Annotated in this window: 12 protein-coding genes and 2 pseudogenes; 6 read left to right on the forward strand and 8 right to left on the reverse strand. The window is 36.2% G+C overall.

The window, feature by feature from the left end; all coding sequences use genetic code 11:
• A pseudogene (locus K8V80_RS07735) lies at positions 1-661 on the forward strand (pullulanase, type I); the annotation flags it as partial.
• On the opposite strand, the gene K8V80_RS07740 reads toward K8V80_RS07735, so the two are convergent.
• Together K8V80_RS07740 and K8V80_RS07745 are read right to left on the reverse strand one after the other, a co-directional pair.
• Entirely contained in the window at positions 658-1,689 is a 1,032-nt protein-coding gene (locus tag K8V80_RS07740) for an endonuclease/exonuclease/phosphatase family protein (protein ID WP_276776732.1), read from the reverse strand. The pseudogene K8V80_RS07735 and the gene K8V80_RS07740 overlap by 4 nt on opposite strands.
• 70 nt (positions 1,690-1,759) lie before the next feature.
• Positions 1,760-3,220, reverse strand: a complete 1,461-nt coding sequence (locus K8V80_RS07745; RefSeq protein ID WP_276776735.1) for an aminoacyl-histidine dipeptidase — start codon at positions 3,218-3,220, stop codon at positions 1,760-1,762.
• Between the two features lie 168 nt (positions 3,221-3,388).
• Between K8V80_RS07745 and K8V80_RS07750 the strand changes: the two genes are divergently transcribed.
• Together K8V80_RS07750 and K8V80_RS07755 are read left to right on the forward strand one after the other, a co-directional pair.
• Positions 3,389-3,607: a hypothetical protein gene (locus K8V80_RS07750; protein ID WP_006744665.1), complete on the forward strand. Its 219-nt coding sequence runs from the start codon at positions 3,389-3,391 to the stop codon at positions 3,605-3,607.
• Between the two features lie 62 nt (positions 3,608-3,669).
• Complete coding sequence (locus tag K8V80_RS07755; protein ID WP_276776739.1) at positions 3,670-4,281, forward strand: OmpH family outer membrane protein; 612 nt, start codon at positions 3,670-3,672, stop codon at positions 4,279-4,281.
• Positions 4,282-4,660: 379 nt separating this feature from the next.
• Here K8V80_RS07755 and K8V80_RS07760 read toward each other — a convergent pair whose 3' ends face one another.
• The 4 genes from K8V80_RS07760 to lipB form a co-directional block, all read right to left on the reverse strand.
• Complete coding sequence (locus tag K8V80_RS07760; RefSeq protein WP_276776742.1) at positions 4,661-5,296, reverse strand: carbonic anhydrase; 636 nt, start codon at positions 5,294-5,296, stop codon at positions 4,661-4,663.
• Positions 5,297-5,819: 523 nt separating this feature from the next.
• Complete coding sequence (locus K8V80_RS07765) at positions 5,820-6,464, reverse strand: NAD(P)H-binding protein (protein WP_276776745.1); 645 nt, start codon at positions 6,462-6,464, stop codon at positions 5,820-5,822.
• A gap of 154 nt (positions 6,465-6,618) precedes the next feature.
• Positions 6,619-8,100, reverse strand: coding sequence for a proline--tRNA ligase (gene proS, locus K8V80_RS07770; protein ID WP_276776748.1), 1,482 nt, complete (start codon positions 8,098-8,100; stop codon positions 6,619-6,621).
• A 174-nt stretch (positions 8,101-8,274) separates the two neighbouring features.
• Complete coding sequence (lipB, locus tag K8V80_RS07775; protein ID WP_040310140.1) at positions 8,275-8,952, reverse strand: lipoyl(octanoyl) transferase LipB; 678 nt, start codon at positions 8,950-8,952, stop codon at positions 8,275-8,277.
• Positions 8,953-9,107: 155 nt separating this feature from the next.
• On the opposite strand from lipB, the gene K8V80_RS07780 reads away from it, so the two are divergent.
• The gene (locus tag K8V80_RS07780) at positions 9,108-9,971 is read left to right on the forward strand and encodes a helix-turn-helix domain-containing protein (RefSeq protein WP_006744659.1); all 864 of its coding nucleotides are present in this window, start codon (positions 9,108-9,110) and stop codon (positions 9,969-9,971) included.
• Positions 9,972-10,065: 94 nt separating this feature from the next.
• Here K8V80_RS07780 and K8V80_RS07785 read toward each other — a convergent pair whose 3' ends face one another.
• A complete protein-coding gene (locus K8V80_RS07785; RefSeq protein WP_276776753.1) occupies positions 10,066-12,294 on the reverse strand; it encodes a heavy metal translocating P-type ATPase in 2,229 nt (742 codons plus the stop codon).
• Between the two features lie 378 nt (positions 12,295-12,672).
• Between K8V80_RS07785 and K8V80_RS07790 the strand changes: the two genes are divergently transcribed.
• Positions 12,673-13,479 (forward strand): RsiV family protein, encoded by an 807-nt coding sequence (locus tag K8V80_RS07790; RefSeq protein WP_006744657.1) that lies wholly within the window; start codon positions 12,673-12,675, stop codon positions 13,477-13,479.
• Between the two features lie 277 nt (positions 13,480-13,756).
• Positions 13,757-14,260, forward strand: a complete 504-nt coding sequence (locus tag K8V80_RS07795) for a nitroreductase family protein (protein ID WP_006744656.1) — start codon at positions 13,757-13,759, stop codon at positions 14,258-14,260.
• A gap of 86 nt (positions 14,261-14,346) precedes the next feature.
• On the opposite strand, the pseudogene K8V80_RS07800 reads toward K8V80_RS07795, so the two are convergent.
• Positions 14,347-15,163 (reverse strand): annotated as a pseudogene (locus K8V80_RS07800) (aminomethyl-transferring glycine dehydrogenase); the annotation flags it as partial.

The following is a 15,163-nucleotide window of genomic DNA, read 5'->3' on the forward strand; positions in this document are numbered from 1 at the left end:
GGTTCGATTGAGTAAATTGGCTTATACGGCTCTTTTTACGTCACAAGGTGTACCCATGCTTTATGCTGGGGAAGAGTTTATGCAGCCTCAACAAAAGGCAGACTCACCTAAAAACAATGAAGGCAAAGCTCTTGATTGGGACTTAAAGACAAGTAATTGGGACCATTATCAATATATAAAAGGATTAATTCAACTCCGTAAAAAACACCCTGCATTTCGTATTGATGATGCCAACCTACTCCGTAAGCAGGTAGAGTTTCTACCTACAGAAAAGCCGTTGGTGGTTGCCTATCGTCTGAAAGATTATGCCAATAAAGATGAATGGGAAGATATTCTTGTTATCTACAATGCGGGGAAAGATGCTGTACGTGTTAATATTCCCGAGGGTAGATATATTGTAGTTTGTAAAGATGGGTATATCAATGAGAACGGACTCAGTTATGCTTATGGTCAAGCCTTTGTGAGTGGTCAATCGGCTATGATTTTATACCGTACCGATAAGCAAGTCTATATTCCTCAATCAGCTCCTATAGAGACGTCAGATGCTTCTAGCCAAGAAGAGAATATACGAAAAGAGCCACAAATCAATTTAAATTTAACGCCCATAAAAAAAGAGAACAACTCTATAATCCATAATATTCAGGATGTAAAGATTGATTAATCCTCTAGCTTTAAGGTGAAAGTAGAGCGTATTGGAAGATGATCACTATACCCTGCTTGATATTGCATGCCATTGTAAGTACGGAAGGGTTTGCTTCCGCCATACTTCTTATCTTCTATAAGTAAAAACCCGAGTTTTAAGATGTCTGTTTGCTGTTCAGAGGTATAGAAATCTTGTGTATGGTCGAGTAAATTACCTGAGACAATAAAATGATCTAGCACTCCCCATTCATTCTTATACTTATAAGTTCCCCAAGTATACTTCTCCCTCTTTCGAGCCAAGAGATGATAGAGCTGATGCTTCGAAATATCTTTTGTAGGAGCTGTAGCATTCAATATTTCTGTAACGCAGCGATTGTCTGGATAATCATTAAAATCTCCCATAATCACGATATTAGCTTTCTCACGGATGTAAAACAAAGAATCGACAGCATTTCTCAGAACTTTAGCAACTTGAATACGATTGGGTTCTGAATGTTTTCTTCCACCAAAGCGAGAAGGGAAATGAGCTACAAATAAATCAAGGGTATCACTAGTAAGCAGAACACCTTCTACATGAAGAATATCGCGTGTCAGTCGGTTACCTATCTTCAACTTGCCAACTTTTAAACTTTCATGTTTCGTCAACCTAAAATACTCTGGTAAATAAAGTAGAGCAACATCAATTCCTCTTGCATCTTCTGACTGTGTAACCACATACCGATAGCCTATATTCCTCAAATTGGTTTTCTGGGTTAAATCATAAAGTACTGAGTCATTTTCCACCTCACAAAGTCCGATAATTGCTGGAGAATTCCATTCTCCTGCGGCCACAACACCTTTGGCTATTGCAGTCAATTTATTTCTATACTTATAGGTGTTCCAATGCTTTAGAGATTCGGGAAGGAAATCAGTATCATTCTTTAAACTATCGTGTTTGCAATCAAAGAGGTTTTCAACATTCCAAAAGAGGATATTAAAGGGTAAGTTTATCTGACAAAATACAGGGCTTGTAAAGCAGAATAAGAAAGCAAATAAGAAGTGTTTCATAGTAGAATATTAGCAAAAAAGGCAAGCTTTATTCAAGCTTGCCTTAGTATTATAGTGAGAAAGTATGCTCTTATTTCTTAGCTGGAATATGTTTTAGTACATCAACTAAGTGTTTCCAGAATAAATCTACAGTAGAGATTTGCAGACGTTCATCTGGAGAGTGAACTCCACGCATAGTAGGACCAAAAGACACCATATCTAGGTGTGGGTATTTAGTTAAGAATAAACCACACTCTAAGCCTGCATGAATCGCTTTGATTTCTGCATCCTTATTGAATAGGCGTTTGTATGATTCAGCAGTAACTTCTACTATTTCAGAGTGAGGATTTGGTTTCCATCCTGGATAACCTTCACCATGGCTCACTTTAGCACCACCAAGTTCAAATGCAGCACGTACAGTATTTGCCATATCATCACGAGAAGAAAGGATAGAGCTTCTTTGGCTCGTTTCAATGCGGATGATATTGCCTGGTTTCATTTTAATTGAAGCCAGATTGGTAGAAGTTTCAACAAGTCCAGGGATATCTTGACTCATTGCTTTCACACCATGAGGTGCAGCATAAAGAGTTTTGATAAGACGACGAGTAGTATCTTGGTCGATAGCTTTCGCTTGAGGTTTTTCTGATTCAAGAACAAACTTCATATTTGGCTCGATCACACCCAATTCATCTTCTATCTCTGCAGCAAATACATTTAAATCTGTGCGTACATCGTGTTTGAATTCTTCAGGAACGGCACAAACCGCAACAGCTTCTCTAGGAATAGCGTTACGAAGGTTTCCTCCATGAATTGAACAAAGGAATAAATCGTATTTGTTGTTTAGTAGGTTAAGGAAACGAGTCAAAATCTTATTTGCATTTCCCAATCCTAAGTGAATATCACCACCCGAGTGACCACCGGTAAGACCTTTAATATCTACTTTGAAGAAGAAATAGCCTTGAGGAACCTCTACTTCTTGGTATTCAAACTCTGCAACAGAGTCGATACCACCCGAACAACCAATAAATAATTCACCTTCGTCTTCTGAGTCAAGGTTTAAAAGAATACTTCCTGTTAGCATATCATCAGCCAATTCGAAAGCACCTGTTAATCCTGTTTCTTCGTCGATTGTAAATAGAGCTTCGATAGGACCATGCTCTAAGTCGTCAGCAGCAAGAATAGCTAGTTCTGTAGCTACACCAATACCATTATCAGCACCAAGTGTAGTACCTTTTGCTTTTAGCCAATCTCCTTCTACGATTGTTTCGATAGGATCTTTATCAAAATCGTGTTTAACATCATTGTTTTTTTCACAAACCATATCTACGTGCGATTGTAGAATAGTGGTTTGACGATTTTCATAACCAGGAGTTGCTGGTTTTTTGATAACAATGTTACCGATTTTGTCTTGCTTGTACTCTAGATTATGCTTTTTTGCAAAATCTATTAAGTAAGCCAAAATCTTTTCCTCTTTCTTTGAAGGACGAGGAACTTGGCAAATTTCATTAAAGTAATGAAATAGACTAGCTGGTTTTAAGTCAGTTATATCCATGTTCTTAATATTTTATAATGACGCTGGGAGTGTTAAGTCACTGCAGCTTAAATTTACTAAATATGGTTAAATAGCGCATTCGTAAAGGGGACAGCAAATTTTTTATATTAAAAATGTATGTCTTACTCATACAAAAGTCTATCTTTGTATTACACAAAAATAATAGAAATGTTTGAGACAATACTTATATCAATAGCAATACTTGCAATTTCTTTGCTCCTATTAGGAATAAAGATGCTATTCGTAAAGGGAGGGAAATTTCCTAACACCCATGTAAGTGGCAATCCAAAAATGAGAGAATGCGGCGTAGGCTGTGCACAATCTCAAGATAGAGCATCTAGAAAGCGCTCACGATATGATGAATTTGTGGAATTGAAGAATAAATAAACACACACAATACCAAAAAGAACACTTGAACTAAAACAATAAAAACATATACAAAATAAGTTATGAAGACGAGATTGAACTACCTTGTAAAAGGACTTTTTGCTTTTGCTATTGTTGCCCTTTTTGTGCAATGTAAAGGTGAAACCACAACCACAAATTCTTCAACTAATGCAGCTGCAGAAAATGCAGTATCTGATGCTTACAAGATTGCCTATGTTGAAATGGACTCACTTCTTCTAAATTACAACTACTGGAACGATGTTACAGAAGCAATGATGAAGAAACAAGAAGATATGAATGCTACTCTAAACCAAAAGCAAAGAGAGTTTCAAAACGAAGTCAATGAGTTTCAACGAAAAATACAAAACAATGCGTTCTTAAGTCGTGAACGTGCCGAGCAAGAACAAGCTCGCTTAATGAAGAGAGAACAAGAAGTACAAAACTTGGCAAATAAACTAGCTCAAGAATATGCTGCTGAAGATCAAAAAAACTCTTTAGATATTCGTGATGCTATCAACTCATTCATCAAAGAATACAACAAAGAAAAAGGCTATACATTTATTCTTAGCAACTCTGGTAATAGCAACCTACTATATGCAGATAAAGCTTATGATATTACAAAAGAAGTAGTTGATGGATTGAATGCTCGTTATTCAGCTCCAGACAAGAAATAAATTTAGACGTGTTTCCTATTCATTGAACTATTAGGAAATAAAAAATAAGGGAGAACTTTACCTAGTTCTCCCTTATTTTTTGGACTAAACTCAGACCGATTTATTACCACAATATCGACTATTATAAAAGGAAGATCCATATATTCTGACACCGACATGATCTCCTCTTGACACCGACATGATCTCCTCTTGACACCGACATGATCTTCTCTTGACACCGACATGATTTGTTTTTAATCCTGACAGAACCTCCTTTTTGACGAGAATAGCAGCAACCTTTTCAAATGAAATAGACTAAAAAATGGGGCTGTCAATCTTTTTTGACAGCCCCACCATGCTTAAAAATTAGTAATACTCACAAAATCAGAACTTATTATGATTAGCTTATTAGTCTATAAATGGGTTCAGCAAGTTTCCAATACTTTTCTATATCATATTCTAAATCAATAATCTTACCCGTGTGAATATCGAATACCCACGAATGAATCTCCACACCATATTCTTTACGAGCTCTCTGAAATACTGCCGTTTTAGTAATGTTTATACATTGCTCTACAACATTTAATTCTACTAACCTACCATTACGTAAATGATCATCTTCAATCGCATCTAGCTCTTGTTGGTGCAAACGATAGACGTTTCGAATATGTACCAACCAAGCATTGAGTACACCCAAATCTCCAGGAGCCATAGCGGCCTCAATGCCTCCACAATGATAGTGTCCCACCACAATGATATGTTTCACTTTAAGATGATCTAGTGCATAAGTAATAACTGACATTCCATTAATATCTCCTTCCACTACTAGATTGGCAACATTACGATGCACAAACAAATCGCCTGGCCGAGCTCCGATAATATTTTCGGCAGTAACTCGACTGTCAGAACAACCTATATACAGAACTTCTGGACTTTGCTCTTCAGATAGGTTATCGAAGAAATCAGGATCTAAGTTAAGTTTCTTATTTACCCATTCTTGATTATATTTGAATAGATCTTCTATTTTTACTGACATAATTCTTTTCTTTAAATGAATATTATTTGTCTGGTTGCAAACTATTTTACTAACTAGATCACATTTCAAAACTATCATTTTCAACAAAAAAACAGTTCTAAGAGCAGGATAAATAGATTTTTAAACTGTGTAGAAAAGAGAGGGAAACGCACTCTTAATACAGTCTAAAACATTTATAGACTCTAATAAATATAGAAAACTGTATAGGTAGTTAAGCAATAAAAACAAGCTACCCTCCCCTCTCACTTTTACTAAGTGCTTATCAACTACTCTATTTTTCAATAATAAAGAACCATAAGGAGCTCTTTAAATACTCTGCAATTCATCTGGTTTATTGCTTATGCAATTACTCTCTAACATCTTGCACATACGCTATTTCTGTTAAGTAATCTTATTCAAAAAAAGGCACACCAGTTTGTCTCATTTTTCATTTCTGTAACAAAAGGAGATTCGTTTACATAAAAAAGACCCGTATAAAAGCTTATACAGGTCTGCTATCTAGTAAAATCTATCTTCCTCCTATCTATTTTATAAGAGTCAATATATCTTCAACTTCTATTCTGTTTATTTTATTATTAAAATGATGGGTAGATTCTATCATAGCAGTAGCTACATCACTCACTCTAAGAGGCTTATATTTTTTAAGCAAACCTATCTTGTTGAGTCCATTAAGTATATTAGCACTCAGTTTTTCTAAAGGTCGATCTGTGTTTGGACGAATTAAAAGACTAGGATGAAAGATCATCAATCTACTAAAATCAAGACTAACAATACTCTCTTCTAGCTTGCCCTTCATCTTACTATAAAAAACCGAAGAGCGAGAATCGGCATTCATTGCCGACAATAAAACAAAGGTAGGAACCCCGTTTCTTTTGGCTATTTGGGCAAACTGATATTGATAATCATAATCTACCTTCCACTGAGCCTCTTTACTACCTGCAATCTTTAAAGTAGTACCCATGCAAGTAAAAGCAATATCACCTTTAATTAAATCTGCATACTCTTCTATCTTATCAAAATCAATAATTTGTTGATTTAACTTTCCGTGATCGGGCAGCTTTTTACGAGCTACTAGAGCGACTACTTCTGAAACCCACTCCTTAGCTAGAAGCTGTTTTACCAATTCTCTGCCAGTAGCACCTGTGGCCCCTATTACTATTGCTTTCATATTCTCTATCCTCTCTTTAAGTATTTAATGATTATAACAAGTCGACCGATACATAGTTTATTGGATAAGCAGATTATTATACAACTTATTCCAAAAAAAGGGTATGCCTAATAAAAGACATACCCTTCAATATCATTAATTACTTCTTATTGAATTAATAAGAACGAGCAAATACAACTCTGCATTTAGATGGTTTACCTGTTACCATACATTTGCCAGGAGTTTTATCGCCATCCAAAGGAATACAACGAATGGTTGCTTTTGTTTCTTCCTTGATTTGAGCTTCTGTTTCAGGAGTACCATCCCAGTGAGCTAGAACAAAACCACCTTTATCTAGTTTTTCTTTGAATTCTTCGTAAGTATCTACTTCAAAAGTATGAGCTGTACGGAAATCAAATGCTTTTTTAAAGATATTCTGTTGCATTTCATCTAGAAGATCTTTTACGTACTCTTCGATGCCCTCAATAGAGTGAGTTGTTTTTTCTAGAGTATCACGACGCATTACTTCGATAGTACCATTTTCAAGGTCGCGAGCACCCAATACCAAACGAACAGGAACACCTTTCAATTCATAATCAGCAAATTTAAAGCCTGGACGCTTGTTGTCTGCATTGTCATATTTTACAGATACACCCATGCCTTTCAACTTATTGATAATCGGATTCACTCTTTCATCAATCTTAGCTAGTTGTTCTTCGCCCTTAAAGATAGGAACAATTACCACTTGAATTGGAGCTAGTGCAGGAGGTAGTACAAGACCATTATCATCTGAGTGTGTCATGATTAACGCACCCATCAGACGAGTAGATACACCCCAAGAGGTAGCCCATACATATTCTAATTGATTTTCACGATTCACAAACTTCACATCAAAAGCTTTCGCAAAGTTTTGACCAAGGAAGTGGGAAGTACCACTTTGAAGAGCTTTACCATCTTGCATCATTGCTTCAATAGTATAAGTATCTAAAGCACCAGCAAAACGTTCGCTTGCAGTTTTCACCCCTTTAACCACAGGTACTGCCATGTATTTTTCAGCAAACTCTGAATATACATTAAGCATCTTCACTGTTTCTTCTTCTGCTTCTTCACGGGTTTCGTGAGCTGTATGACATTCTTGCCATAAAAACTCAGCAGTACGAAGGAATAAACGAGTACGCATTTCCCATCGGAATACGTTTGCCCATTGGTTACAAAGGATAGGAAGATCACGATAAGATTGGATCCAATTCTTGTAAGTATTCCAAATGATTGTTTCGGAAGTAGGACGTATAATAAGTTCTTCTTCTAGTTTCGCTTCGGGGTCAACGACTACACCTGAGCCGTCTTCCGCATTTTTCAAACGATAGTGGGTTACTACAGCACATTCTTTAGCAAACCCTTCTACGTGATCAGCTTCACGGCTCAAGAATGATTTCGGGATAAGCAACGGGAAGTAAGCATTTACGTGTCCAGTTTCCTTAAACATATCGTCTAGTTGACGCTGCATTTTTTCCCAAATAGCGTATCCGTATGGTTTAATTACCATACAACCACGCACAGCCGATTGCTCTGCCAAATCAGCCTTTACCACCAATTCGTTATACCACTGAGAGTAGTTCACGCTACGTTTGGTGAGATCTTTCAGTTCTTTCGCCATTATCTATTAATTATTATAAAAATATTGATTATTCAGTTTGAAAGGCAAAAATACAAATTAATATGCAATGATACCTAGTACCCTTGAGTAAAAATTATTATCTAACAAGAAATGCCTCTAAATACACACTTCGTACAGATAACAACCCGCTCAATGCCCCCAATTTATTTCTCCTTATTTTACAGAGACCTGATCATTTAGCAATTTTAGCAGATGTTCTTCCAATACCTTTTCTGCTTCTTTTAAAGGTATTTCTTTTCCTAGCTCTTTGGAGAGAGAAGTTACACCTTTATCTACAAACCCACAGGGGTTGATATAGTTGAAATAATTTAAATTAGTATTTACGTTGAAAGCTAGACCATGCATACTGACATATCTACTGCAACGCACCCCTATCGCACATATCTTTCGAGCGGTAGGTTGATGAGCATCGAGCCACACTCCAGTAGCCTTTTCGAGTCTTCCAGCCTCCACACCATAATGGCGACAAGTTTGAATAACTGCTTCCTCGAGAAGATGAATATACTCCTTCAAACCCAAGTGATAATCCTCCAAATCGATTATTGGGTAACACACTATTTGCCCTGGTCCGTGATAAGTGATATCTCCTCCTCTATCAATATGAAAGTAGGATGCTTGTATCTGCTTTAAGAATTGATCATTGATTAATAAGTTGGCATCCTTACCATGTTTCCCGATTGTATAAACATGAGGATGCTCACAGAAGATTAACGTATTGGTATGTGGTTTGTTATTGACTTTTGCATCAATGATTTCATTAAAATATTCAGTCTGTTTTTCCCATGCTTCGGCATAGGTGATGATATTCCAATTTTCGGTAATAGTCTTCATAGATTTATAAAATAAATAACTCCGAAACATTTTTGTATTAAAAAAGAAACTTTAATCCCTAATAATAGACTCATTTTTAATACTCGCAACAAATAATTTTTAAATTATAGAAAGCAACTGATTTAGAGTTAATAATTAATATTATATTTGCTAATATGGCAAGCAAAATTAATTTAGATTTCGATTTTCCACAAGTGGACCTACCAAGTAATGTACTTGCGTGGCACAATATAACAGAAGATTTGCTAAATCTCTATAAACAAGCCTGTAAATTAAAGGCTGGGATTTTTGCACTCTGTTTAAAAGGCTCAATGAAGGTAACAATTAATTTAATTGATTACACCGTAAAAGAAGGAGATTTTATTACACTTCTACCTGGTACTATCATCCAATTTAAAGAAGCGATTAGTCCAGTTAAGATGAGCTTTATTGGTTTTTCGGCAAACACGATTAGTCAGGTTAACTTAATGGAAATAGCAGCAACTTCTTACCATAAGATGGTAGAGAAGCCTATTATTCATGTTGAAGGACACCTATTGAAACATCTTGAAGATTTTCTTACTCTATGGTCCAATGTATCCAACGACGAAAAGATGCAAATTCACCCGAGCATCATACATCATTCTATGTGTGCAATCTTAATAGGAGTTGTAAATATGTATGATACCCGACCTTATGAACCTATTGCGAGAAATCGTCAAGAGGAAATATATAGGGATCTTCTGCATCTTATCACACAAAATTACACCAAACAACGTAGAGCTCAATTCTATGCTAAGAAACTGGACTTAACTCCACAACACCTGAGTACTACTGTACGACAAGTAACAGGAGGAACAGTTCTTGATTTAATTGCAAGTGTAGTTATTATGGATGCTAAAGCTAAACTAAAATCAACGAATATGTCTGTACAAGAGATTGCATATGCACTCAACTTTCCTACGGCATCATTCTTTGGCAAATACTTTAAACGCTACGTGGGCATGAGTCCATTAAGTTATAAGCAAATGAACGATTAGAGATAATAATTGAATATTAAACTTTAATAAAAATAAATCCCGATATGAAGCAACTCGCATCATATCGGGATCTTTTTTTAGGTTATATCATCTATTACAATTTTCCTCTATCAAAGAAAAATGAGTTTAATACTACAGAAACAGAGGATAAAGTCATTGCTACACCAGCAATCATTGGGTTTAATAAGAAACCACTCACGGGGTAGAATACGCCTGCAGCTATAGGAATAGCAATAACATTAAATATAAATGCCCAAAACAGATTCTGCTTAATCAATTTGACAGTTCGCTTAGACAATCGAATAGTGCGAGGAAGTAAAGATAAATCGGATGTCATTAGAGTAATCATTGCCACGTTCATGGCAATATCTGTACCTTTCCCCATAGCAATACTTACATCAGCACAAGCAAGAGCTTGAGAGTCGTTGATACCATCGCCTACCATAGCCACCTTCTTACCTTGTTGTTGTAACCCACGAATATAAGATTCTTTTTCATCAGGAAGAACCTCTGCCTTTACTGATTGTATCGTTAGTTTATGAGCCACTGCCTGAGCAGATCGTTCGCTATCCCCCGTAAGCATAGTTACAGACAATCCCATTCGGCGCAATTCTTTGATTGCACTAATAGATGTCGGTTTCATCTGATCGGCTATAGCTATGATGGCAAGTAGTTCATTCTCTTTTCCAAAGTAAACTATTCCGTAACCTTTACCTTCATAACGGACTAACATCTCATTCAGTGGTCCGTTAATTTCTGCGTTATGTTCTTCTTTTAGTCGTTTTCCACCTACCCAATATTTATCTCCTTGGTATTTTACAATAATTCCTTTTCCTGGTAAGTTAACATACGAATCTAAATCTACAGGCTTCACATTTTGTTGAATTGCCAACTCTTCCATCAAAGAAAGTGCTAGTGGATTATCCGACTTTGCTTCGGCTGCTAATAAGATTTGCTTGTACTCATCTTCTTTGTCTTGACGAGTAGCCCAAAGCCAACCCACAATTGTAGGTGAACCCTCTGTAATGGTACCTGTTTTATCAAGAACTAAAGTATCTATTTGAGGCGTTTGCTCTAGAGCTACGGCATCTTTTATTAGGATATGATGGTTTGCCCCTTTATTGATACCCACCCAAAGGGCTATTGGGGTAGCCAAACCTAAGGCACATGGACAGGCTATAATAAGAACCGATAACCCAGCAAGTACACCTTTGGCTACATTATATTCTCCACCAAAAATCACCCAGCCACCAAAAGTAAGTAGGGCAACTACAGCTACAATGGGCAAATATACCCCTACAGCCTTATCGACAATACGTTTCACGGGAGCTTTTGTATTTTGTGCTTCTTGTACCATTCGAATAATTTGGGCTAGAAAAGTATCTTCTCCCACTTTCTCGGCACGAACCACAAACTTACCTCGCTGATTAACCGTACCTGCCGTTACTTTAGAACCCACTCCTTTCTCTATAGGAAGAGGTTCTCCCGTAATCATACTCTCATTTACATACGATGCACCATCTATTACAATTCCATCAATTGGGATTTTTTCTCCTGGGTGTACAATAATATGATCTCCTACCTTCAGTTCTTTCAAGGGTACATCTGTTTTTTCCTCACCTTTTAGTACACGGGCAGACTTAGGACGAAGTCCCATCAAGTTACGAATAGCCAGAGTAGAACTACCCTTGGCTTTTGCTTCCATAAATTTACCAGTAATGACAAACGTGGTAATAATAACAGTCAGCTCAAAATAGGTATGTGCTTCGAAACCTCTACTAGTCCAAAACTCAGCAAAGAATACATTGAATACACTAAACAAAAAGGCTACCCCAGTACTCACTGCAACCAGTAAATCCAGGCGATACATTTTTTTACGCATCTGCTTCCAAGCATTTTCAAAAAACTCTCGTCCAAAAAGCACCAACACCATAAGAGAGATGAGTAACATAATATATTTAGTATAGGATAGATGCTCAAAGATTCTTGATACTGAAAGCAATAACATAGGAACGGTAAACACCCAAGCTCCAATTACCTCCGTACGCAGACGATGATACCTCTTAGTATGCTCTTGCTCTTGTTGGTATATCTGTTGCTCTTGATCTATTATAATATCATATCCAGCAGAAAGCACGGCGGCTCTGATCTCGCCTACTGTAATATGTTTTTTATCATATTTAATATATACCGTATTGTTTACCAGATTCACTTTTGTTTCGATAATGCCCGGCTCATCGTTTATTGCTCTTTCCACATTGGTAGCACAACTAGCTGTATGCATATTCAAAACAGGAAATGTTTTATGTATGATATTGCTCATATACTCTATTATTAGTGTTATTCTTTATTACTTCAACTACCCATTCAGAGTTGTTTTAATGTATGTAAATATTAACAAAGAAAAGCTTGATATTGTTTCTTTTAAATTCTACAACCTTAGAAGATAAGAAAACAAAAGGATATTTACAAAAAGCTTCGTATATAGATTTTATCACCTTTTTCTTTCTAACTTCTTATTTTATACAAGATAAAAATATCTTTACTTATTCTACTTTTATTGAGTCTAATATTTTATTTTACAAGAAATCTATTATATCTTAACATATATCGTTTACTTTGTAAAAAACGTATAAATATATCAACCCCATAGATAGATTATATTATGAAAATTTTTTAACCGTTTGCTCTACTCAGTCTTATGCTTATTGCCAACTCAATAAGTGGATGGGCTCAAAGCAGAGGAAGCCTTGTTTTTGAAACCAAACAATGGCAACATGATTATGCTATTTCAAATAGCTCGTTTTCTCCTAAATACAAACACGATATTAAACTCTCTTATGCTAGTGCAGGAGATGAAAAAGTAAAGAATTTTGTAAATAGAGAAATCATCATTACTGCTTTGGGAGAGAAATACGGAGATCTTTCTACTGAGCAAGCTGTGGAAAAATACTTGACAGATAAGACCAATTTGTACGTAAAAGATATTCAGAAGGAATACAATGAGGACAAACAAAGGACATCTGTGCCTGTAAAAGATCTCATCAGACGATACAGCTATAGCATGAAATTTTCTACTCAACTGCTTTCTTATTGGAATAGTATGTTGGTTTATCAGTTTACTTGGTTTGATAGTAAATATGGTGGAAACGGACTTATTGGTTCGCAATATGTGAACCTAGACCTTTACAACTTCAAAGTTTTAACATACCACGATATTTTCAAGAAAGGTACAGATTCTCAAGTAACTCAATTAATAAAAGAGAGTATGCTCGAGTATTTTGGAGTAGAATCAGAAGAGGAAATTAAAGATTTGGGTGCTGACATTACTCGCCTTAAACCTGCTGAAAAATTTGTATTGGAGCCCAAAGGGATTCGCTTTATATATGAACCCTACGAACTCAATTCTGATGCCAGAGGCGACCTGAATATTACAATACCTTATTCAGCTTTGAAACAATATATGAATACAAACAATACAGCAATCAGAATGATTGTGGCTAAATAAATGCACTTTCATCGCGTTCTAGCAAGGAGGTTTCTCAAGAAACTTCCTTTTTTTATATCCATCTTTTATAACTCTATCTTTTACAGCATCCTCTGCCCATCCTATCTTAAAAACAGAAAAGAATACCAACAAATAGATGAACCATATAGATAGCCTGTTGTTAGTAGTATTATTCAACAAATAATCCCATAATCCAAGGTAAACTAAAAACTCTCCTTAACAGAGCCTAAGATAGCTTACTTTCTATAGGGAAAAACTAGTATCGAAAGGAAAATTTATGGACGCAATTTTTAAGAGAAGAAGTATTCGTAAGTACAAAAATGAAGAAGTATCAGACGAAAAGATTCACAAGATTATTCAAGCAGGGATGTCTGCACCCAATGCTTTCGCCACCAATGAATGGGAATTTATAGTAATCCGCAGTGCCGAAGGTCATAAAAAATTGGAACAATCACAAAAGTGGGCCAAGTCTTCTCACAATGCAAGTGCTGTAATTTTAGTGTGTGGAGACACTACTAAGGAAACCAATGAAAAGCTACTTGTCCAAAACTGTAGTGCAGCCGTAGAAAATATGCTTATTGAAGCCACTTACCTAGATTTAGGTAGTTTATGGCTCGAAGCCTATGGTAGTGATGAATTTGTAGATAACTTACGCCGTGAGTTCAATATTCCGAAGCACATCTTGCCAATTGCTATTGTAGCAATAGGTGTAGCCGACCAAGAACGTGAACCTCATGATAAGTTTTACGAAGAAAATGTACATCACGAAGTGTTTAAATAAAGTAGTTCTTATTTAAAAATTCGAATAAAAATAAGCCCTAGATTAATTTCTAGGGCTTATTTCATATAATAGCATTGAGAATACTCTTAATCTTCAAAAGTTTCGTAACGAGTAGTCAATAGTGTTCTATCACCAAGTGTATTGTCGATACGAGCCACATTGATCCAGAACTTATTATTACGTACACTTTCAATAGGGTAACAAGCTTTAGCACGGCTATACTTGTGGTTCCATTCATCTGATACCATTTCATATTCTGGGTGTGGAGAGTTTACCAATACGTTGTCTTCCAATGTATATTTACCCTCTTTCACTTCATGAATTTCTTTCCAAATCGTATCCATCACTTCTACGAAGTTATCTAGCTCTGCCTTACTTTCACTCTCGGTTGGTTCAATCATCAATGTACCATATACAGGGAATGACAATGTAGGAGCATGATAACCGAAGTCCATCAAACGTTTTGCTATATCATTTTCTGAAATACCTGTTTCTTCATGAATCTTTCTGCATTCAAGAATCATCTCATGACCAACAAAGCCTTTGAATCCTCTATAAACCACACCATAAGTATCATTAAAGCAAGCAGCCAAATAGTTTGCATTGATAATAGCAGCCTGAGTAGCTCTCTTCAATCCTGCTTCACCCATCATACGGATATAACCATAAGTTACAGGCATTACACCCACACTACCATAAGGAGCAGAAGATACTTCGTTGGTATCATCTCCCAAGTACGCATGACCCGGTAAGAAAGGTACTAAGTGTTTTGCACAGCAGATAGGACCAACACCAGGACCACCACCACCATGAGGAATAGCAAATGTTTTGTGTAGATTCAAGTGACATACGTCTGCACCAATATAACCAGGATTAGTAAGACCTACTTGTGCGTTCATATTA

The sequence above is a fragment of the Bacteroides coprosuis genome, from assembly GCF_020741705.1.
Classification (GTDB): domain Bacteria; phylum Bacteroidota; class Bacteroidia; order Bacteroidales; family Bacteroidaceae; genus Bacteroides_E; species Bacteroides_E coprosuis.